Consider the following 20,574-nt stretch of genomic DNA (forward strand, 5'->3'; position numbering starts at 1 on the left):
AAGCCCCGGCGGCATACCGCCGGGGCTTGCCTGTTTAACAGGTTTTCAGGGGCGGCGGTTCTTTGCCAACTGCTTGTTGATCCGCGCCGCCCAGAACGGTCCTTCGTAGAGGAACGCGGTATACCCCTGCACCAGGGTCGCACCGGCGTCGAGCCTCGCCTGGACGTCGTGGGCCGACTCCACGCCGCCAACCGAGACCAGGGCCAGGGCGCCGCCGGTGGCGCTCCTCAGCCTCTCCAGCACCTCAAGGGAACGCTCCTTCAGCGGAGCGCCGGACAGCCCGCCGGCCCCGCATTTCGCCACCTCTTCCGCCGGCGAAGACAGTCCCGAACGGGCAATGGTGGTGTTGGTGGCGATGATGCCGTCAAGTTTCAGGTCCAGGGCAAGGCGCGCGACGTCGTCGATATCCTCATCGCTGAGGTCCGGGGCAATCTTGACCAGCAGGGGCACGTGCCGGCCTGCGGCCCGGTCGGCTTCCTGTCCCACGGCGGTCAGGAGCGGCCGGAGCGTCTCAACGTCCTGGAGCAGCCGGAGGCCCGGCGTATTGGGTGAGCTGACGTTCACCACCAAGTAATCGGCTGCGGGTGCCAGGCTGCGGGCGCTGACCAGGTAGTCGTCAACGGCATCAGCCAGCTCCACCACCTTGGTTTTGCCGATGTTGACCCCGATGACGGGCCTGACGGCCGGGTACCGGCGCTGAAGCGCGGCGCGCGCTGCCTTGAGCCGGGGCGCAACGGCGGATGCGCCGTCGTTGTTGAATCCCATCCGGTTGATGACGGCACGGTCCTGCACCAGGCGGAACAACCGCGGCTTTTCGTTGCCGGGCTGGGCCTGGCCGGTGATGGTGCCTACTTCGATGTGCCCGAACCCAAGCTCGGTAAGGGCCTCGATGCCGTGCCCTTCCTTGTCGAATCCGGCAGCAAGCCCGAACGGCGACGGAAAGGTGACGCCGAAGGCGGTGGTCTGGAGCGACGGCGCCGGCGCCGTCAGTTTCCGCAGGACCTTCCCCGTACCGGAAGCATGCGCGAGCCTGATCCCCTTGAATCCGATCTTGTGGGCGCGCTCGGCGTCCATCCATGAAAAGGCCAGCCTGAAGAAAGTGGGATAAACGCGCATGCCTCCAGTTTCCCGTCTCATGGCGCGCCATACCAAAACGAAGAAGCCCGCACCGGACCGGCGCGGGCCCCGTGCCGGTTTAGCATGAGGGCATGCAGTGGCAGCAGGACATCCTGGGCGGCGACTTCGAGTCGCACTCCTTCGCGGCCGCCGGACCTGACGGGGTTGAACGGACGGCAACTCTGGTACGGCTCCGGCCGTCCGCGGCAAGGGACACTGCCGGCGGCGGCCGGCGGGCCGTTCTCTTCCTGCACGGCTGGAGCGATTACTTCTTCAACGTTGACCTGGCGCTGTTCTGGGCGTCCGCCGGTTACGACTTCTATGCGCTGGACATGCACAACCATGGACGAAGCCTGCGGCCGGAATCGCCGGGCGGCTATGTGGCCGACCTGGCCGCCTATGACGCTGAAATCGAAGAAGCGTTCCGCATTATCCGGGAGGCCGGCGCCCCAGGGCCCGTGGCCCTGATGGGCCATTCCACCGGAGGGCTGGTGGCGGCACTGTGGACCACCCGCCATCCGGAGGCGGTTTCGCTGCTGGTCCTCAACAGTCCGTGGCTGGAGATGCACGGCAGTTCGCTGGTGCGGCGGGCCGCGTCCAGCATGGTGCGCCCGGTGGCCCGTTTCCGCCCCCAGGCAGTCCTCCGGCTGCCGGAGCGCGGCCACTATTGGCGGACCATCAGCAGTGCGGCCGACGGCGAGTGGCCGCTTGATGAGCGCTACCGCCCCCGTATGGCCTTTCCGGTGCGCGCCGGATGGCTGAGGGCAGTCCTCGCCGGGCAGGCGAAGGTGGCGCGCGGCCTGGAGATTGAGGCTCCGGTTCTGGTCCTGCTCTCTAAGGGCAGCGCGAATGGGCTCCTCTGGTCAGAGGAAATGCGGCGCACCGACGCCGTCCTGGACGTCAATACCATCAGTGCCCGGGCACTTACCCTGGGCCGCACCGTGACCGTGGAACGGATCGACGGGGCCCTGCACGACGTCTTCCTCTCACCCCAACCCATCCGGGCCGATGCCTACCGGCGGCTGGGCCGCTGGTTGCGGGCCTACGGACGAGGCTGAGCCGCCTGGGCAGTTGCCGGAGGGGCCGGAGCAGCGGCGGCATCCACGGCGCCACCGTACCGGCGGTCCCGCCTGGCATATTCCTCGACGGCGGCCCAAAGGGTCCGCCTGTCCACATCCGGCCACAATGTATCCATGAAAACGAACTCCGCGTAGGCCGACTGCCAGAGCAGGAAGTTGGACAGCCGCTGCTCCCCTGAGCTGCGGAGGAAGAGGTCAACATCAGGCAGGTCGGGCTCGTCGAGGTACTTCTGTATGGTCCGCTCGGTAATGGCGCCGGGCTTCAACTTGCCGGCGGCCACATCGGCCGCAATCGCGGAGACCGCGTCCGTGATCTCGGCCCGGCCGCCGTAATTAACACACATGGTCAAATTACAGGTGGTATTGGCTGCCGTGAACTCTTCGGCCTCCTCCAGTTCCCTAATGACCGAACCCCACAGCCGTGGCCGGCGCCCAGCCCAGCGCACCCGGACTCCCCAGTCATCCAGCTGGTTCCGCTGCCTTCGCAGCACATCCTTGTTAAATCCCATGAGGAAGCGGACTTCCTCTGGGGACCTGCGCCAGTTCTCAGTGGAGAACGCGTATACGCTGACATACTCGATGCCCAGTTCGATGGCGCCTGCCATGACATCGAGCAGGGCCGGCTCCCCCGCCTTGTGCCCCTCGATCCGCGGCAGGCCCCGCTGGTTGGCCCAGCGGCCGTTGCCGTCCATGACGATGGCCACGTGCCGGGGAACGAATTCAGCCGGGATGGCTGGTGCCACTGCGCCGGACGGGTGCGGGTAGGGCGCCACCACGGGATGGGTGCGCCTGCGCGTTGCGTTGTTCTTTTTTCCCAGGGCCACTGTCAGCTACGCTCCACATGTTTGAGGGATTTCAGTACTCGTTCCAGATGCCACTGCAAGTAGGCGGCCACCAAGCCCGCTGCTTCCTTGCGATGCTGGGGCAAGGAAGCGTCCGCCGTCGACCAGTCCCCGGTCAGCAGCGCTGCCAGCAGCGTCACAGTTTCCGGGGCCGGGGCCGGGGACCCGGGCGGCCGGCACCCTGCGCAGACCATGCCGCCCAGGGGCGCAGAGAATGCGGTGTGCGGGCCCGGCATGCCGCAGCGGGAGCAGTCAGTGAAGCTGGGCGCCCACCCGCCCGTGGCGAGGGCGCGCAGCAGATAGGAGTCCAGGATGAGGCCGGCGGCATGTTCGTCGCGGCTCAGCGCGGCCAGGGCACCCACCAGAAGGTTGTACTGGGCGGTACCGGCCTCGCCGTCGACGTCAGTGAGTTTCTCCGCCGTCTCGGTCATGGCGGCCGCAACCGTATACCTGCCGTAGTCCGCAGCGATGCTGCCGCCGTACGCCCCCTTCGCCACGGCCTGCGTCACGATGTCCAGTGTCCGGCCGGACACCAACTGGAGGTCCGCCACCATGAAGGGCTCAAGCCGGGCCCCAAAACGGCTGCTGGTGCGCCGAACCCCCTTGGCGACGGCGCGGACCTGTCCGTGGTGTTTTGTCAGGAGCGTGATGATCCTGTCCGCCTCGCCCAGCTTGTGGGTGCGGAGCACCACGGCGTCGTCCCGGTACGCCCGGGAGGCAAAAGACTGTTGGACCACGATCTATCTTCCCATCCTGCCCGGCAACACGCTGCCAGGACGCGGTTGCACCGCCGGCGGAACCGGCGGCGCCACCGGCAGGTATCAGGCCTGGGCGTCCCGGATGGCGCGGTTGACTGCTGAAATCACGGCCTTGAGGGACGACATGCTGGTGTTGGCATCAATGCCGACACCCCACAGCACCCGCTCCCCCACGGCGCACTCAACGTAGGCAGCAGCCATGGCATTCCCGCCTTCTGACAGTGCGTGCTCGCTGTAGTCCAGCACGCGGACGTCCACGCCGTCCTCGTGGAGGATATTCAGCAGGGCAGCAATAGGACCGTTGCCGGTGCCGGTGCGGCTGACCTGGGCACCGTCGATGGTGAGCGAGGCGTGAAGCGTCATGCCGCCGTCGGCATCTGTTTCAGTCTTGACGGCGCCCAGCGAGTAGCGTCCCCACTGCCCGTCAGCCTCGCCGGACGGCAGGTATTCGTCCTTGAAGACCTGCCAGAGCTGGGCCCCGCTGACCTCCCCGCCCACGGTGTCGGTGCGGCGCTGGATGACGCCCGAGAATTCGATCTGCGCACGGCGCGGCAGATCCAGGCTGTGCTCGTTCTTCAGCAGGTAGGCCACGCCGCCCTTGCCGGACTGGGAGTTCACCCGGATCACGGCCTCGTAGCTGCGGCCCAGGTCCTTGGGGTCAACCGGCAGGTACGGCACCTGCCAAGTGAAGTCGTCCACCGGCTTGCCGGCTGCGGCAGCGTCGCGCTCCAGCGCCTCGAAGCCCTTCTTGATGGCATCCTGGTGGGAGCCCGAGAAGGCGGTGAACACCAGGTCGCCGCCGTACGGCGAACGCTCAGGCACGGGCAGCTGGTTGCAGTACTCAACGGTGCGGCGGACGTCGTCGATGTTGGAGAAGTCGATCATGGGGTCGATGCCCTGGACGAACAGGTTTAGGCCCAGGGTCACCAGGTCCACGTTGCCGGTGCGTTCGCCGTTGCCGAAGAGGCAGCCCTCGATGCGGTCGGCGCCGGCCATGTAGCCCAGCTCGGCGGCAGCCACGCCCGTTCCGCGGTCATTGTGCGGGTGCAGGGACAGGATGATGCCCTCACGCGGGTGCAGGTGCCGGCTCATCCACTCGATCGAATCGGCGTAGACGTTCGGTGTGGCCATTTCCACGGTGGCGGGGAGGTTGATGATCACCTGGCGGTCGGCGGAAGCCTCGAAGACATCGGCGACAGCGTTGCACACCCGCACCGCGTACTCGAGCTCGGTACCCGTGAAGGATTCGGGCGAGTATTCGTAGGTCACGTGCGTGTCGGCGAGGGTTTCCTCGTACTTTTTGCACAGCCGGGCGCCCTGCAGTGCGATGTCCAGGATGCCGTCTTCGTCCTGGTTGAAGACAACGCGCCGCTGCAATACGGACGTGGAGTTGTACAGGTGGACGATGGCCTGCTTGGCTCCGACCAGGGACTCGTAAGTCCGTTCAATCAGGTGTTCGCGTGCCTGGGTCAGGACCTGGATGGTGACGTCGTCCGGGATGTGGTTTCCCTCGATGAGCTGGCGGACAAAGTCGAAGTCCGTCTGGGAAGCGGACGGGAAGCCAACTTCGATCTCCTTGTAGCCCATGCGGACCAGCAGGTCGAACATCTTCATCTTGCGGGCCGGGCTCATGGGGTCGATCAGGGCCTGGTTGCCGTCGCGGAGGTCAACAGCGCACCACCGCGGCGCCTTGGTGATGACCTTGTCAGGCCAGGTGCGGTCCGGCAGCTCGACCTTGATCTGGTCCTGGAACGGCGTGTACCGGTAGGCAGGCATTCCTGAGGGCTTTTGTGCGTTTCGCATGATGTTCGTGGCCTTTTCTATCGATCTTCAGTGAAAGGGTGGCCGGGCAACACAAACTCCGCAGCGAGGGTGGGCCGTGCGCTAGATAGCGTCTGTGGCCTCGCCGCGGCAGCTAAGGAGAAGGAGCTCTGCACGCACTCTTTGAGCGTAACACGGGTGCGTAAGATGAAAGGGCACTACCGTCCGTAAAGTCCAGCATGCAGACGCCTCCGGTGTTCCACGGGATACAGGCGTCCAGGCAAAAGGAGTTGCAGTGCCCATTTCGGGGATCGATCTGTCCACCATTGATGACACAGTCCGGCCGCAGGATGACCTTTACCAGCACGTCAACGGCGCCTGGCTGAAAGCCACCGAGATTCCTGACGACCGGCCACTGGAGGGAACCTTCACCGCTCTTCGCGATGGGGCCGAGATCGCCGTCCGGGACATCATCGAGGAGGCTGCGGCCAAGGGCGCGGACGCCAGCGGGATCGAACGGAAAATCGGCGGCCTGTACAACAGCTTCATGGATGAAGCAGCCGTTGAAGGCAAGGGCATGGATCCCATCCGGGAGCGGCTCGGCGATGCGTTCGCCACCGGCTCGGTATCGGAGCTCATCGCACTGGCGGGCCGGTTGTTCCGGGCGGACGTGGGCGGGCTTTTCTACATCTACCCCGCCCCCGATGCGGGAAACCCCGACCGCGTCCTGTTGTACACTGGGCAGGGCGGCCTGGGCCTTCCCGACGAGTCCTACTACCGGGAAGAGAAGTTTGCTCCGATCGTTTCGGCCTACACCGCGCACGTGGAGAAGATGTTCGAATTGGCGGGGGTAGCCGATCCCCACGGTGCGGCCGGGCGGGTTGTCGGACTGGAAACGAAGCTCGCGTCCCACCATTGGGACAACGTCACCCTCCGGGATCCACAGAAGACCTACAACCTGAAGACGGCGGATGAAGCCGGCGCGCTGTTCCCGCTCCTGGCCACGTGGTTCGAAGCTGCGGGAATCGAAGAGGACAAACGTACGGAAATCGTGGTGAGCACCCCTGACTTCTTCACGGGTGCAGCCCGGCTCCTGGACGAAGTTCCAGTGGCAACCTGGCAGGAGTGGCTGGCCATGCGCGTCATCAGCGCCGCGGCACCCTACCTGTCATCAGCGTTCGTGGACGCCAATTTTGCCTTCTATGGCACCACGATCAGCGGCACGCCCCGCAACAAGGACCGGTGGAAGCGCGGTGTGGCCGTCGTCGAAGCTGCACTGGGTGAAGCCGTTGGCCAGATCTACGTGGCACGCCATTTCCCCGAATCCCACAAAGCACGGATGCAGATCCTGGTTGACAACCTGATTGAGGCCTACCGCCGCAGCATCAACGACGTGGGCTGGATGGGCGGGGACACCAAAGCCGAGGCCCTCCGGAAGCTGGAGGCCTTCCGGGCCAAGATCGGCTACCCGGACGAGTGGATCGATTATTCAGCCGTGGAAATCGATCCCCAGGATCTTTTGGGGAACGTCGAACGCGCACACAATGCCGACGTCGACAGGCACCTGGACGAGGTGGGCAAGCCGGTGGACCGGAACAAGTGGCTGATGACGCCGCAGACGGTCAACGCGTACTACCACCCGATGATGAACGAAATTGTCTTCCCTGCAGCCATTTTGCAGCCGCCGTTCTTTACCGCCGACGCCGACGACGCCGTTAACTACGGCGGCATCGGTGCGGTCATCGGCCACGAAATTGGGCACGGCTTCGATGACCAGGGCTCACAGTTCGACGGCGGCGGAGCCCTCCGCAACTGGTGGACGGACCAGGACCGCCAGGCCTTTGAGGCGCTGACGGCGCGGCTCGTGGCCCAGTTCGACGCGCTCTCCCCCACCGCCGCGCCCGGACACCATGTCAATGGCCGCCTGACGCTTGGCGAGAACATTGGCGACCTCGCAGGCCTGACCATCGCCTACAAGGCCTACCGGATCAGCCTGGACGGCAAGGAACCGGAGGTCCTGGACGGGCTGACCGGTGAGCAGCGCTTCTTTGCCTCCTGGGCGGCAGGCTGGCGGCAGGTTATCCGGCAGGAAGAAGCGATCCGGCGCCTTGCCACCGATCCCCACTCCCCCAACGAGTTCCGCACCAATGCCATCGCCAGGAACCTGGACCCGTTCCACGAAGCGTTCGAGGTTACCGCAGAGGACGGCATGTGGATGCCGCCCGCCGAGCGGGTCAGCATCTGGTAGAGCCATAGCGCAAAATGGGGCCCCGCCGTTGCCGGCGGAGCCCCATTTTGTTGCCTGCGGTTGCTGCAGCCCTAAACGCTACTGGCGAACGATCAGTTCGGGGTTGGCCTGCTGGCAGACCTTGTCCCCCGCGGTCTGGTTGACAATGTCCTGGGGCAGGGCGGCCCCAGGACTGCCACCAGCTTCGTAGGCGGTGCCGGAAGGGAAGTCACTGCCAATATAGACCTGTACACCCGACACGGCCGGAGCCGGAATCATCAGGGTGGCAGGAATGCCCAGCAACGCGGCGACGTCGGCTGCCACGTCCTCGAACCCATTGCCGTAATACACCGCTGTCTTGGCCACTGGCTGCGCAAGGAACTGGCCTGTCTGGGTGAAGCCGCCCGCCACCAACGCCTGCACGATTTCCTGGGCCCGGCCGTTCACGCCGCTTCCGTTGGCAACGGTCACGGGCTGGATGGCTTTGTTGTAGGGCGGCACGGGCGGGGTGGTTTCCGTGGGGGCGGGAGAGGGCGTTGCCGTCTCAGTGGGTGACGGCGTGGTGGGGGCCGTGGGGTCGGTCAGGTCCACGTTCTTCCGCATTGCCGAGAAAAGCTGTGCGCCCGCAGGCTCGGCGATGACCAGCCGGTTGGGATCGAGGGGCGCCGGCGCCGTGGGTACCGCCACAAACGCGACCTTGCCGATATCGATGTCCTTGAGCCGGTTGCCGATCGTCAGCAGCGTGGGGACCGAGGCCAGCCCATCATCCACTGTCAGGTTCTGGGTGACGACGTCCGCGATCTTCAGCATCTTCGCGGGGTCGGAAAGTGTTCCGTCGTCCTTGATTTTACGGGTCAGCGACGAGAGGAAACCCTGCTGCGCCTTGATGCGGCCCAGGTCGCCGCCATCGGCGAAAGCATGGCGGGTGCGGAGGAAGGCAAGCGCCATCTCACCCTGGACGGATGATGTTCCGGCGGGCAGCCGCAGCCGGGAATCAGGATCGTAGACGGCGTCGCTGATGCAGACTTCAACTCCGCCCACCGCGTTGGAAAGTTCCTTCACGGCGTTGAAGTCCGCCATCATGAAGTGGTCCACCTGCATGCCGGTGAGCTTGTTGACGGTGTCCACAGCGCAGCCGATGCCTGCCTCGCTCATGGCCTCATTGATCATCACGCCCGTGCGGGCGGGGTAGTCCTTGCCGGTCTTCTTGTCCTTGCAGTCGGGAAGGTCCACCAGCAGGTCGCGGGGAAAGCTGATGACGTTGACGCGCTTGTTGTCCTCGGAGATGTCCATCAGCATCATCACATCGGACTTGCCGTAGCCGGTGGAATCATCGGCGGTGCCGTATCCGGAGTTCTTGCCGTCACGCGTGTCCGAGCCAAGAATCAGGATCTGCAGTCTGCCCGTGGCATCGTTCCCCGGCGACTCCGTGCCCTCACCGCCGGCATTAAGCGGCGCCTTGGAGATGTTGCTTTGGAACCGAAAGAACCAGAACCCCGCAAAGACGATCCCGGCCACCAGGACCAACGCCACCAAAGCTGTCACGGCTTTGAGCCACGGCGGCATCCCACGCAGCGGGCCAAGGTGACGCGCGGCACCTACATCATGGCTGTCCGCGTGGCGGGATACCGGTCCCGGTTCGGCTGACAGGTCAGCCTCGTTGTCGCGTTTGTCGCGGCCTCGACCCACGTGGTGAACCTTCCTCTAAATACGAAATCCGGTCCATCTTAGTGGTCCAGTCTGGAAATCTTGCCTGCCGCGCTCCTGTGAACGTTCTTTTCGTGGATCAGAAGCCCAGTTTGACCAGCTGTTTCGGGTCGCGCTGCCAGTCCTTGGCCACCTTGACGTGGAGGTCCAGGTAGATGCGCGTGCCCAGGAGTGCTTCGATGCCTTTGCGGGCATTGGTCCCGACTTCACGCAGCCGGCTGCCGCCCTTGCCGATGATGATGGCCTTCTGGGATGGCCGTTCGACGTAGAGGTTGACGCGCACGTCCAGCAGGGGGTTGTCGTCCGGCCGGTCCTCCCGGGGGACGATTTCCTCCACCACCACGGCCAGGGAGTGCGGAAGCTCGTCCCGGACACCCTCAAGGGCTGCTTCGCGGATCAGTTCCGCCACCATGACTGCCTCGGGCTCATCCGTCAGTTCGCCGTCCGGGTACAGCGGAGGCGACGGCGGCATGTGGCTGATCAGCACGTCGGCGACTGTTTCCACCTGGAAACCGTCCGTGGCGGACACCGGAACAATGTCCTTCCAGCCGTCCTCCCCCAGCACCTCACGGCCGAGTGCCGCCACTGCGAGGAGCTGTTCCGTGAGCGCCTGCTTGTCCACGAGGTCAGCCTTGGTGACGATGGCGATCACCGGTTTGCGGCCGACGGCGGCAAGCTGAGCGGCGATGAACTTGTCGCCGGGGCCGATCTTCTCGTTGGCCGGCAGGCAGAAACCGATGGCATCCACTTCCGCGAGGGTATCCGCGACGAGGTCGTTCAGGCGCTTGCCGAGCAGGGTGCGGGGACGGTGCAGGCCCGGCGTGTCCACCAGGATCAGCTGGGCGTCCTCGCGGTGGACGATGCCGCGGATGGTGTGCCGCGTGGTCTGCGGTTTGGCGGAGGTGATGGCCACCTTCCTGCCCACCAGCGCGTTGGTCAGGGTGGACTTGCCCGCATTGGGCCTGCCGACGAGGACCGAGAACCCGGCGCGGAATCCGCCGAAGTCGTCCGTGGCCGCAGCCTTACTTTTCTTGCTCACGTGGAACTCCCTGCTGGGTTGCTTCGGCCTCTTCCAGGAGGCCTTCAAGGTCAGTCTCTACTCTTGGTACCGGCGCCGCAATGATATGGCTGACCCGGTTCCGCCGGCCTTCAAGCCGGTCCGCGCGCAGCGAAACACCCTGCACTTCGACGCTGCTGCCAACAATGGGGACGCGGCCAAGAGCCTTGGCGAGGAGGCCGCCTACGGTGTCCACCTCGTCGTCGTCGATTTCCAGGTCGAAGAGCTCACCGAGATCGTCGATGCCCATACGGGCGCTGACCCGGTAGGACCCGTTCCCCAGCGCGACGGCTTCCGCGCTCTCGGTGTCATACTCGTCCACGATCTCGCCGACAATTTCCTCGATCAGGTCCTCGAGGGTGACTAGTCCCGCGGTGCCGCCATATTCGTCGATCACGATGGCGACGTGAGTGGACTCCTTTTGCAGTTCCCGCAGGAGGTCGCTGACGGGCTTGGACTCCGGCACGTAGCGCACCTCGCGGGCCAGCGACTCCACCAGCGGCGGCTCCTGGTCCGTGCCCAGCTGGTGGATTACCGCGGCAACATCCTTGAGGTAGATGATCCCCAGGATATGGTCCGTGTTTTCGTTGATGACCGGGATCCGCGAGTACCCCGACCGCAGGAACAGGGACATCGCCTGGTGCAGGCTGGAGCCGGCCTCGATGCTGACGATGTCTGTCCTGGGAACCATGACGGCCCGTACCAAGGTGTCGCCGAAGTCGAAGACGGACTGGATCATCTCCGCTTCAGCGTCCTCGATCATGTCGGATTCGCTGGCCCGGTCCACGAGTTCACGGAACTCCTGCTCGCTGAAGAATGCGTCGTCACCGCCGGGAGCCCCGGGGGCTGCTGAACTTCCCAAGGCCACAAGCCAGCCCGGAACCGGTCCCAGCACGCTGGTGAGGAACCGGACCAACGGGGCGGTGAAGCGGACCACGGCCGTGGAGTGCAACCTGCCGAGCTGGCGGGGTGAAACACCGACGATCACGAACCCCAGGAGGGCCATGATGCCGGTGGCCACCAGGCCGGCGAGCCAGACGTTGTCCAGCAGGCTGGCGATCAGGACGGCGACGGCAACCGCGGAAGCCATCTCGAACCAGACGCGCCAGAACCGCAGCGCCCTGGTGTGGGCGACGGGCTCGGCAAGGATGCGCCGCATGGCGGCCCCGCGGCTCTTGTGCAGCGCTTCTTCGGCGTCGTGCCGGGGAAGGAAACTGAAGGCGGCTTCGGCCGCTGTCAGCAGGGCCGCAACGGCAAGGAAGACCAATGCCACCGCGACCAGGAGCAATTGCGTCACTGGGTGGTCTCGGCAGGTGCTTCTTTGCCGGTGAAGCCGGACAGGAGTTCCCGCTGGAGCCCGAACATCTCGGCCTTTTCCTCCGGTTCGGCATGGTCGTATCCGAGCAGGTGGAGGATGCCGTGCGTGGCCAGCAGCAGCATCTCGTCCTGCAGGGAGTGGCCGGCGTTCCGGGCCTGGACCTTCGCCACCTGCGGGCAGATGGCGATATCGCCGAGCATGCCCTGGGGTGTGGGCCGGTCGGGCGTCCCCGGTGTCAGTTCGTCCATGGGCACCGAGAGCACGTCCGTGGCGCCCGGTTCATCCATCAGTTCAATGTGCAGCTTCTCCATGGCCGGCTCATCCACCAGGAGGATGGACAGTTCGGCCTGCGGATGGATGTAGAGCTGCTCAAAAATGTACCGCGACAGGGCAACGAGCTCCGACTCTTCCACCTGGACGCCGGACTCGTTGTTCACCTCGATACTCACGCGTGTTCCCCCCGTTTTTCCCGGCTTGCCGAATGCTTGACCCGGTTCCGCTGGGCTTCATCCCAGATGCTGTACGCGTTGACAATGTCCCCGACGAGACGGTGCCGAACCACGTCGGCGGCATCCAGGACAGAGAAGCTCACGCCCTCGATGCCCTGCAGGATTTCCTCGACGATCCGGAGTCCGGAACGCGTGCCAAACGGCAGGTCCACCTGGGTGACGTCCCCGGTGACCACCATCCTGGATCCGAAACCGAGGCGGGTGAGGAACATCTTCATTTGTTCCGGCGTGGTGTTCTGCGCCTCGTCGAGGATGATGAAGGCGTCGTTAAGGGTCCGGCCGCGCATGTAGGCCAGCGGCGCCACTTCGATGGTGCCGGCTGCCATGAGGCGCGGGATGGATTCGGGGTCCATCATGTCGTGCAGGGCGTCGTACAGCGGCCGGAGGTAGGGATCGATCTTGTCGCTCAGCGTGCCCGGGAGGAACCCAAGCCGCTCCCCCGCCTCGACGGCGGGGCGGGTCAGGATGATCCGGCTGACCTCTTTTTGCTGCAGCGCCTGGACGGCTTTGGCCATGGCAAGGTAGGTCTTGCCGGTGCCTGCGGGGCCGATGCCGAAGATCACCGTGTTGGCGTCAATGGCGTCAACGTAGTTCTTCTGGTTCAGCGTCTTGGGCCGGATGGTCCTGCCGCGGCTGGAGAGGATGTCGTGGGTGAGCACATCCACGGGATTCTGCAGCGACTGGGTTCGCAGGAGGGACACCAGCTGCTGCAGCACCGCAGGCGTGATGACTGTGCCGCGGGCCACCAGGCCGCGGACCTCCTGGAGGAGCCGCATGATCCGGGGCACGTCACCTGAGGGCCCGCTGATGGACAGTTCGTTGCCGCGGGCATGGAAATTGACGTCCGGGAACTGTTCTTCGATGAACCGCAGCGCCTCATCATGGCTGCCGAGTGATTGAACCATCTGGTCGGTGTTCTCAAAGAGGACTACTTCCGTCCGGGTGCCGGGCAGGGAGTGCGGGAATTCCCCCGGACTGCCGTCGCCCGTGTTGAGCCGGCGCTTACCATTCGCTGATTCAGTCATGGTGCTGGCCCGCAGGCCTGTGGTCCCCTCAAAGATCGACATCACTTGTTTGCTTTGGCTGATGCCGGCGCCCGTTGCCCGGTACTCCTTGCCCCAGCGATCCCTCCATCTTACGCCAGCACGGGCCCTGGCCGGATACCGCGCCGCCACGGAACAGCAACAAGGAGTGCGCGGATGCGGCCTTAGGTATCAACTTCATATCGGCCTCATATCGTTCCCGTTGCAGTTGCCCCCGAGGAGGCAAAGAGCGCCGGAGCGGCTGCGCCACTATGTAATGCTGGAAATCCAGCATCAGCTGGGACACCAGGCCGCCAGGGGGATCGGCCCGCCACGCCAGGAAAGGACAAGGGCAGGACAGTGCCGGAAACCTCTGCGCCCGAAAGGGCTGGACGACCCATGGGACGTCTCCGCCCCGCCGTCCTGGCAGGAATCCTGGTTCTGGTTCCGGTCCTGGCAGCCTGCACGGCCGAGGGCGGTCCCGCACCCACCGGCACCGTCGCGTCGGTCCCGGCCACGGGCGGTACCATGCCCGACACGCTTTCCACGAGCGCCCCGTTGGAAACCACGCAGTCCTCGAACAAGGCCCCGGTCTATTGGATCGGCCGCAGCGGCGGGAACATCTTTCTTTACCGGGAATTCCGTGATGTCCCGGAGCAGGAGAACCCCGTCACCCGCGCCCTCCGGGCCATGATGTCGGAGAAGCCGCTGGACCCTGACTTCTTCACGCCATGGCAGAACCCGGACAAACTCGCCACCTCGATTTCGGGTAAGGACGTCATCACCGTGGACGTCTCCGCCGACGCTTTCAACAGCAATCTCGACGCCGACATGGCTGCCCGCGCCATCCAGCAACTCATCTACACGGCAACCGCTGCTGCCGCCAGTTCAGGCCTGATCGACACCGGCCAGCAGATCCGGGTCCGCATCCTTGTGGACGGGCACACCGATTATGTGGCCTTTGGCACCGTCCAGCTGGGCGCGCTGATGACCCGTGCCGCCGGCCTGGTGGCCCCGGTCTGGATCATTGATCCCCAGGAGAGCGCCGAGGTTCCGGGGGGCAGCGTCAAGATCACCGGCCGCAGCACATCCCCGGGGGCGAAGCTCCGCTGGCAGATCCTGCAGTCGCCGGACGGCGGCAGCAAGGCGCCCTTCCTCACCGGCGAAACCACGGCAGGGGCGGAACAGGGGCAGGCCGGCGTCTTCACGCTGGCCCTCAACCTTCCGCCCGGCGACTACGTGCTCCGGGTGGCCCAGGCCGGGTCCCCAGGGGAACCGGACCGGAACGAGGACACCAGGTCCTTTAAGGTCAGGTAGCCGTCCAGCGGCCAAGGACGTCGCTGGCAAGCACGACGGCGGCCGGCCCGGCCGTGGAGGACCGCAGGACATGGTGACCCAACAGGGCGGTCACAGCTCCTTTATCGCAGAGTTTCGTTACTTCGCGCGGACTGATGCCGCCCTCCGGGCCGACGATCAGCAGGATTTCACGGGGCCCGGTGCCGGCATTCGACTGCCACCCCTCCAGGACCGTGCGCAGCGGGCGTACGGCGTCTTCATGCAGGATGACAGCCAGGTCGACGGCCTCCACGGCAGCCGAAAGCCCGGCGGTGTCGACGGCGGGCCGCACCTCGGGAATCCAGGCACGGCGTGCCTGTTTGGCGGCTGCGGCGACGGAGGATTCCCATTTGGCGTGGGCCCGGGCGGCCCGATCGCCCTTCCAGCGGACGATGGACCGTTCTGACTGCCAGGGGATGACGGCGTCGATGCCCAGTTCGGTGGCCGTCTCGATGGCCAGTTCGTCACGGTCGCCCTTGGCCAGTGCCTGGACCAGCACCAGCCGGATGTCCGGCTTGTCTTCCGCGGTCAGGGTTCCACACTCCACCTCGAGGCCGGAGGGGGCAGCAGAGACCACTTTCCCGGTCAGCCGGGTGCCGGCGCCGTCGACAATGTCCACCGCCTCGCCCGGGGACAGCCGCTTGACGGTGACCGCATGCCTCGCCTCGGCGCCCTCGAGGACGAAGAGTTGGCCGGCAGCCATACCGGTCAACGACCCGGCGGATGTGAAGAAGACGGGGTTGCTCACCGCTACAGGTTACCGAGCCGGTCCCGGAGCTTGGAGAACATACTGCCGCTGGCAGCGAGCTTGCCCTCGGTGATCTGTTCACCGCGGAGCTTGGCGAGTTGGCGCAGGAGGTCTTCCTGCGCGGAGTCGAGCCTGGCGGGGGTGTCCACCTGGAGATGGACCTTCAGGTCGCCGCGGCCGTAGCCCCTGAGGTGCGTAACTCCGAGGCCGCGCAGGGTGATGATCTCCCCCGACTGGGTTCCGGGCTTGACGTCGATCTCCTGGGTGCCGTCAAAGGTTTCCAGGCTGACGTCCGTGCCCAGGGCAGCCGCCGTCATGGGGATGTGCAGGGTGGCGTGCAGGTCGTCGCCTTCCCGCACGTAGGTGGCATCGTTGTTAACGCGGATCTCCACGTACAGGTCACCGGCCGGACCGCCCGCGGGGCCGGCTTCACCCTGTCCGGAGAGCTGGATCCGGGTTCCGGTGGCCACGCCGGCGGGAACCTTGATGGTCAGTGACCGGCGGCTGCGGATACGGCCCTGGCCGCTGCACTCGTTGCAGGGGTCCTTGATGACCGTGCCGAAACCTTCGCAGGTGCCGCAGGGAGCCGCCGTCATGACCTGGCCGAGGATGGAGCGGACGGCCCGCTGGACCTGGCCGCTGCCGCCGCAGATGTCACAGCGTTCGGGATGGGTGCCGGGGCGGCAGCAGGATCCGTCGCAGGTGGGGCAGACCACGGCGGTGTCCACTTCGAGCTTCTTGTTGACGCCGAACACGGCGTCCCGGAGGTCGATCCGTACGCTGATGAGGGCGTCCTGGCCGCGCCGGACACGCGAGGCCGGACCGGACGTGCCGCCGGCGCCGAAGAAGGTGTCGAAAATGTCCTGGAACGCGAAGCCCTGGCCTGCGTAGCCTGCTCCGCCGAAGCCGTTGTCCGTGCCGTTCTCGTTGCCGGTGGTGTCGTAGATCCGGCGCTTCTGGGGATCGGAAAGCACCTCGTAGGCGTGGGTTACTGCCTTGAACCGTTCTGACGCGTCCGCGCCGGGGTTTACGTCAGGGTGAAGGGTGCGGGCCAGCTTGCGGTAGGCCTTTTTGATTTCTTCGCCCGTAGCTTCGGGTGAGACTCCAAGGACGTCATAGTGGCTGCTCAAAGTTCGTATCTCTTCCTTGTTGTACTTCGTTCAGTTGGGCGGCCCGGCTCTTGCTTCCCTGCCGGAGCAGGCTCCGGCGGTTAAGAGTCAGGGCCCCAAAATCCTGGAAAGGTAGCGCGCCACTGCCCTGACGGCGGCCATGGTGGTGGGATAGTCCATCCGGGTGGGCCCGAGGATCCCTACTTTCGCGGCGCTGTCCGGACCGTAACCGGTGGCCACGACGGAGGCCTCGGCAAGGCCGTCGTACGGATTCTCCCTTCCGATGCTGACAGCGACGCCGCGGTGGTCCTGGGCCATTTCGCTCAATAGCCGCAGCATCACCACCTGCTCCTCAAGCGCCTCGAGCACGGGGCCGATGCTCAGCGGGAAGTCCACGTTGGATCTGGCGAGGTTGGCGGTGCCTGCCATGACCATCCGGTCTTCCCGGCTGTTCTGCGCCAGTCCCTCCAGCCCGAGCGCCAGTGCGTGTGCCGCCTGCCGCTGCGGGTGCGGGGTTGCAGCCACGACGGCGGGCAGCGCCAGGGCCAGTTGGCTCAGCGGTGTTCCGGCCAGCGCGCCAAGGAACCGGGTGCGCAGTTCAGCCAGCGCGTCGTCCCCAAGGTCCTGCCCGACGTCGAACACCCGCTGCTCCACCTTGCCGCTGTTGGCGATCAGGACCACAAGGACCTTGCGGGGGGCGAGCAGGACGAATTCGATATGGCGGACAAGTGCCCTGCTCAGGTGCGGATACTGCACCACGGCGACCTGGTTGGTCAGCTGGGACAGCAGCCGGACCGTACGTTCCAGCACGTCGTCGAGATCGTCCGCGCCTTCGAGCAGGGACTGGATGGCGCGGCGCTCGGCGGCCGAGAGCGGCTTGACAGCCGAGATCTGGTCGACAAAGAGCCGGTAGCCCTTGTCAGTGGGAATCCGGCCGGCGCTGGTATGCGGCGCGGTGATCAGCCCCTCGTCCTCCAAGGCGGCCATATCGTTGCGGATGGTGGCGCTGGAAACACCAAGATGATGCCGCTCCACCAGGGCCTTGGACCCAACCGGCTCGCGGGAGTGGACGTAGTCCTCCACGATGGCCCGCAGTACTTCCAGCTTGCGTGGCTCGCTCACTCTCCACCTCCATCCATGGTTCGGGGCGCATGCCCCTCCCGATGCAACCCACTGTTAGCACTCGACATGCCCAAGTGCTAACAGTCTATTATGCCTCGGCCCGTTGTTAGCATTGGTACCGCTCCGGGCGGAATTCCGGGGCTGAGGACCTAGCGCTAGGCGGATCGAATCCATGGATTACCAGAACTGGGGCCCACGGGGCATATCGGCTCCCGCGCGGACGGAACTGCCTGAGGTTCCCGTGGAGCGCGGAATGGTGCTCGAGGAAGTGCAGTCCGGCTGGGTGGGTGCCGTGACCCGGGTTGAGAAATCCGGCGGGATGCATGTGGTGGCGCTGGAGGACAGGCGGGGAAAGTCCCGTTCCTTCCGTCTTGGGTTCGGTTTCCTCCTTGAAGGCCGGCCCATCCGGCTGATGCCGCCGGCGCCACGGCCTGCCGCCGCAGGCCCGGCGGCGGGCAGGACGGCCTCAGGATCGGTACGGGTGGCCGGACGGCGTGCCCAGGTCGCCAAAGCCAGCCGGATCTGGGTGGAAGGCAAGCACGACGCCGAACTGGTGGAAAAAGTCTGGGGAGACGACCTCCGGGTGGAAGGCATCGTCGTCGAGCCCCTGCACGGCATTGACGATCTGGCCGCAGCCGTGGCGGACTTCAGGCCCGGGCCCGGCCGCCGGCTCGGCGTCCTGGTGGACCACCTGGTTCCCGATTCCAAGGAGTCCCGCATCGCGGAAGCCGTCATGGCCTCCCCGGGTGCCGCAGGGAACGTCCTGATCGTTGGACACCCGTACGTGGACGTATGGCAGGCGATCCGTCCCGCTGTCCTTGGGATCGAGTCCTGGCCTGCCGTACCCCGCGGCCAGGACTGGAAAACCGGGATCCTGAAGGCTTTCGGCTGGCCCCACGCGACCAAGGAAGATATCGGCCTTGGGTGGCAGAAACTGCTGGGCGCCGTGCGCACGTATGCAGACCTCGAAGCTTCCCTGCTGGGCAGGGTTGAAGAAGTGATCGATTTCCTGACCGTGCCCTGAAGGGCGGGAGGCCGGCCGGGACCCAGTATTCTTGATAGTGCGGTTCCTTATTTGAGGCACTGCAGCATTTTTCCGGCACTGCATGCGTTTTCCCGCACTGCAGCCGCCGGAATCCGTACCCAGCACCACTTGCACCTTCGAAGGAACAGACTGTGGCAGAAAACGCACGTGATCACAGGGACGGCCAGGGCCGTTCCGAGTACCATGGCGTCCCCGCCAATGCCCTGCCGCTTACGGCCAGCGAAGACCGCCAGTGGGCAACACTCGCGCACTTCGGCGGGATCCTGGGCTGCGTCCCGTCACTGCTGATCTATTTGATCTTCCGCGACCGTGGACCGTTCACTGCCCAGGAGTCCAAGGAAGCGCTGAACTTCAGCCTGCCGCCCACCATTGCCGCCGTGCTGGCCAACATCCTGGTGTTCATCCCTTACGTCGGGAACATCTTCGCGGTTATTGCCACACTGATCTGGGTGGCGCTCACGTGCTTCTCCGTCGCCGCCGGGATCCACGTCAACCGGGGCCAGCCGCACCGCTACCAGTACAACCTGCGCTGGATCAAGTAGCGGCAGCAGGAGGATCCACGCCCCGCAGGGCGTCAGTCCGGCAGGACACGGCGCACCACTGCGTCTGCCAGGAGCCTGCCCTTCAGGGTGAGGACCAGTCGGCCGCGGAACGCAACGGCGGGATCCACCAGGCCGTCAGCGATAAGCCCGGCCACCGCGTGCCGTCCCCCGGCGCTAAGCGTCGAGAGGTCCAGGCCGGACTGCAGGCGCGCTTCCAGCATGACCCGCTCCAGGTTCCTGGTTTCCGCGTCCAGGGTTTCCCGGCCGGCGGCGGGCGAGAGCCCCTGGGACAGCCTGTTCGCATAGGCCGACGGGTGCTTGACGTTCCACCAGCGGACCCCGCCCACGTGGGAGTGCGCGCCCGGGCCGATTCCCCACCAGTCGTTGCCCCGCCAGTAGGCCAGGTTGTGGCGGCAGGCCTGTTCCGGAGTCCGGGCCCAGTTGCTGACCTCGTACCAGCCAAGTCCGGCCTCGGTGATCAGCTGGTCGGCGAGCTCGTACTTGTCGGCGTGGTCGTCGTCGTCGATTCCAGGAACCTCGCCCCGGCGCATCTGCGCGGCCAGCTTGGTGCCCTCCTCGACGATCAGCGCGTACGCGCTGATGTGATCCGGCCCGTAGGAGAGCGCGGTCTCCAGGGAGTGGCGCCAGTCGGCCAGCGACTCCCCCGGCGTCCCGTAGATCAGGTCGAGGCTGACAGCCAGTCCTGCCTCGCGCGCCCACTGCACCACCTGCGGCACACGGCTCGGGGTGTGCGTGCGGTCCAGGACCTTGAGGACGTGCGGAACGGCGGACTGCATGCCGAAGGAGACCCTGGTGAAACCGGCCTCCTTCAGGACGGCAAGGGACTCGGGTGTGACCGAATCCGGGTTCGCCTCCGTGGTGACCTCGGCGCCGTCCTCAATGCCCCACTGGTCGATCGCGGCCCGAAGGATCATGGCCAGATCTTCCGCGGGCAGCAGCGTGGGTGTGCCGCCGCCAAAAAAGACGGTGCCCAGCTTCCGGGCAGGAACGCCCGACGCGGAAAGCACCTTCGCTGCCAACGCCACCTCTGCGGCTGCCGTGCCGGCATACGCATCTTGTGAGGCTCCGCCGCCGAGTTCCGTGGCGGTGTACGTGTTGAAGTCGCAGTAGCCGCAGCGCACAGCGCAAAACGGGATGTGGACGTACAACCCGAACGCGCGGTCCGCCGCACCGTCCGCTGCCTGCGGAGGCAGCAGACCGTCCGACGGCGCCGGGTCACCGAGGGGAAGAACGCTGGGCATCAGCGGGTCCCCCAC

The 20,574-nt window shown here is 65.8% G+C and carries 18 protein-coding genes; 5 read left to right on the forward strand and 13 right to left on the reverse strand.

All coding sequences use genetic code 11. The features are described from left to right. Positions 1 to 45: 45 nt before the first annotated feature. Positions 46 to 1,116 (reverse strand): quinone-dependent dihydroorotate dehydrogenase, encoded by a 1,071-nt coding sequence (locus FBY33_RS15385; RefSeq protein WP_142031301.1) that lies wholly within the window; start codon positions 1,114 to 1,116, stop codon positions 46 to 48. Between the two features lie 92 nt (positions 1,117 to 1,208). On the opposite strand from FBY33_RS15385, the gene FBY33_RS15390 reads away from it, so the two are divergent. Beyond that, on the forward strand, positions 1,209 to 2,174 hold the full coding sequence (locus tag FBY33_RS15390; protein WP_142031302.1) for an alpha/beta hydrolase: 966 nt from the start codon (positions 1,209 to 1,211) through the stop codon (positions 2,172 to 2,174). Here the strand turns inward: FBY33_RS15390 and FBY33_RS15395 are convergent. The 3 genes from FBY33_RS15395 to leuA all read right to left on the reverse strand — a co-directional run bounded on the left by FBY33_RS15395 (position 2,159) and on the right by leuA (position 5,598). Beyond that, positions 2,159 to 3,019 (reverse strand): isoprenyl transferase, encoded by an 861-nt coding sequence (locus FBY33_RS15395; RefSeq protein WP_142031303.1) that lies wholly within the window; start codon positions 3,017 to 3,019, stop codon positions 2,159 to 2,161. The two genes, FBY33_RS15390 and FBY33_RS15395, sit on opposite strands and share 16 nt — an antisense overlap. 2 nt (positions 3,020 to 3,021) lie before the next feature. Further along, positions 3,022 to 3,774 carry a DNA repair protein RecO gene (recO, locus tag FBY33_RS15400; protein WP_142031304.1) on the reverse strand — a complete coding sequence of 251 codons (753 nt, stop codon included), beginning with the start codon at positions 3,772 to 3,774 and terminating at the stop codon, positions 3,022 to 3,024. Positions 3,775 to 3,858: 84 nt separating this feature from the next. Beyond that, positions 3,859 to 5,598 (reverse strand): 2-isopropylmalate synthase, encoded by a 1,740-nt coding sequence (gene leuA, locus FBY33_RS15405; RefSeq protein ID WP_142031305.1) that lies wholly within the window; start codon positions 5,596 to 5,598, stop codon positions 3,859 to 3,861. 253 nt (positions 5,599 to 5,851) lie between these two features. Here leuA and FBY33_RS15410 point away from each other — a divergent pair, with 253 nt between their 5' ends. Beyond that, positions 5,852 to 7,804 carry a M13 family metallopeptidase gene (locus FBY33_RS15410; protein ID WP_142031306.1) on the forward strand — a complete coding sequence of 651 codons (1,953 nt, stop codon included), beginning with the start codon at positions 5,852 to 5,854 and terminating at the stop codon, positions 7,802 to 7,804. A 78-nt stretch (positions 7,805 to 7,882) separates the two neighbouring features. Here the strand turns inward: FBY33_RS15410 and FBY33_RS15415 are convergent, their stop codons facing one another. From FBY33_RS15415 to FBY33_RS15435, 5 genes are all read right to left on the reverse strand, one after another. Continuing rightward, positions 7,883 to 9,472 (reverse strand): LCP family protein, encoded by a 1,590-nt coding sequence (locus FBY33_RS15415; protein WP_142031307.1) that lies wholly within the window; start codon positions 9,470 to 9,472, stop codon positions 7,883 to 7,885. Positions 9,473 to 9,569: 97 nt separating this feature from the next. Further along, the gene (gene era / locus FBY33_RS15420; protein ID WP_056336755.1) at positions 9,570 to 10,529 is read right to left on the reverse strand and encodes a GTPase Era; all 960 of its coding nucleotides are present in this window, start codon (positions 10,527 to 10,529) and stop codon (positions 9,570 to 9,572) included. Continuing rightward, positions 10,513 to 11,844 carry a hemolysin family protein gene (locus FBY33_RS15425; RefSeq protein WP_142031308.1) on the reverse strand — a complete coding sequence of 444 codons (1,332 nt, stop codon included), beginning with the start codon at positions 11,842 to 11,844 and terminating at the stop codon, positions 10,513 to 10,515. The genes era and FBY33_RS15425 overlap by 17 nt, the downstream gene beginning before the upstream one ends. Beyond that, positions 11,841 to 12,314 (reverse strand): rRNA maturation RNase YbeY, encoded by a 474-nt coding sequence (gene ybeY, locus FBY33_RS15430; protein ID WP_018769271.1) that lies wholly within the window; start codon positions 12,312 to 12,314, stop codon positions 11,841 to 11,843. Before ybeY ends, FBY33_RS15425 begins: the two co-directional genes overlap by 4 nt. Then, positions 12,311 to 13,399, reverse strand: coding sequence for a PhoH family protein (locus FBY33_RS15435; protein WP_142032926.1), 1,089 nt, complete (start codon positions 13,397 to 13,399; stop codon positions 12,311 to 12,313). The genes ybeY and FBY33_RS15435 overlap by 4 nt, the downstream gene beginning before the upstream one ends. 396 nt (positions 13,400 to 13,795) lie before the next feature. On the opposite strand from FBY33_RS15435, the gene FBY33_RS15440 reads away from it, so the two are divergent. Then, entirely contained in the window at positions 13,796 to 14,713 is a 918-nt protein-coding gene (locus tag FBY33_RS15440; protein ID WP_142031309.1) for a GerMN domain-containing protein, read from the forward strand. Here the strand turns inward: FBY33_RS15440 and FBY33_RS15445 are convergent. The 3 genes from FBY33_RS15445 to hrcA all read right to left on the reverse strand — a co-directional run bounded on the left by FBY33_RS15445 (position 14,706) and on the right by hrcA (position 17,710). Continuing rightward, complete coding sequence (locus tag FBY33_RS15445; protein WP_142031310.1) at positions 14,706 to 15,479, reverse strand: 16S rRNA (uracil(1498)-N(3))-methyltransferase; 774 nt, start codon at positions 15,477 to 15,479, stop codon at positions 14,706 to 14,708. The two genes, FBY33_RS15440 and FBY33_RS15445, sit on opposite strands and share 8 nt — an antisense overlap. A gap of 2 nt (positions 15,480 to 15,481) precedes the next feature. After that, a complete protein-coding gene (gene dnaJ / locus FBY33_RS15450; RefSeq protein ID WP_142031311.1) occupies positions 15,482 to 16,609 on the reverse strand; it encodes a molecular chaperone DnaJ in 1,128 nt (375 codons plus the stop codon). Positions 16,610 to 16,696: 87 nt separating this feature from the next. Continuing rightward, positions 16,697 to 17,710 (reverse strand): heat-inducible transcriptional repressor HrcA, encoded by a 1,014-nt coding sequence (gene hrcA, locus FBY33_RS15455; RefSeq protein ID WP_142031312.1) that lies wholly within the window; start codon positions 17,708 to 17,710, stop codon positions 16,697 to 16,699. A gap of 172 nt (positions 17,711 to 17,882) precedes the next feature. Here hrcA and FBY33_RS15460 point away from each other — a divergent pair, with 172 nt between their 5' ends. Together FBY33_RS15460 and FBY33_RS15465 are read left to right on the forward strand one after the other, a co-directional pair. Further along, positions 17,883 to 18,734: a DUF3097 domain-containing protein gene (locus FBY33_RS15460; protein WP_142031313.1), complete on the forward strand. Its 852-nt coding sequence runs from the start codon at positions 17,883 to 17,885 to the stop codon at positions 18,732 to 18,734. 152 nt (positions 18,735 to 18,886) lie between these two features. Next, a complete protein-coding gene (locus tag FBY33_RS15465) occupies positions 18,887 to 19,297 on the forward strand; it encodes a DUF4870 domain-containing protein (protein WP_142031314.1) in 411 nt (136 codons plus the stop codon). A gap of 32 nt (positions 19,298 to 19,329) precedes the next feature. On the opposite strand, the gene hemW is transcribed toward FBY33_RS15465, so the two are convergent. Then, on the reverse strand, positions 19,330 to 20,559 hold the full coding sequence (gene hemW / locus FBY33_RS15470; protein WP_142031315.1) for a radical SAM family heme chaperone HemW: 1,230 nt from the start codon (positions 20,557 to 20,559) through the stop codon (positions 19,330 to 19,332). Positions 20,560 to 20,574: the final 15 nt, after the last annotated feature.

It is taken from the genome of Arthrobacter sp. SLBN-112, assembly GCF_006715225.1.
GTDB lineage: Bacteria > Actinomycetota > Actinomycetes > Actinomycetales > Micrococcaceae > Arthrobacter.

Excerpts from the sequence above, each read along its gene's own strand:
- FBY33_RS15385 (WP_142031301.1), bottom strand. The coding sequence starts at position 1,116 with ATGCGCGTTTATCCCACTTTCTTCAGGCTGGCCTTTTCATGGATGGAC.
- FBY33_RS15390 (WP_142031302.1), top strand. The coding sequence starts at position 1,209 with ATGCAGTGGCAGCAGGACATCCTGGGCGGCGACTTCGAGTCGCACTCC.
- leuA (WP_142031305.1), bottom strand. The coding sequence starts at position 5,598 with ATGCGAAACGCACAAAAGCCCTCAGGAATGCCTGCCTACCGGTACACG.
- FBY33_RS15435 (WP_142032926.1), bottom strand. The coding sequence starts at position 13,399 with ATGACTGAATCAGCGAATGGTAAGCGCCGGCTCAACACGGGCGACGGC.
- FBY33_RS15440 (WP_142031309.1), top strand. The coding sequence starts at position 13,796 with ATGGGACGTCTCCGCCCCGCCGTCCTGGCAGGAATCCTGGTTCTGGTT.
- FBY33_RS15460 (WP_142031313.1), top strand. The coding sequence starts at position 17,883 with ATGGATTACCAGAACTGGGGCCCACGGGGCATATCGGCTCCCGCGCGG.
- hemW (WP_142031315.1), bottom strand. The coding sequence starts at position 20,559 with ATGCCCAGCGTTCTTCCCCTCGGTGACCCGGCGCCGTCGGACGGTCTG.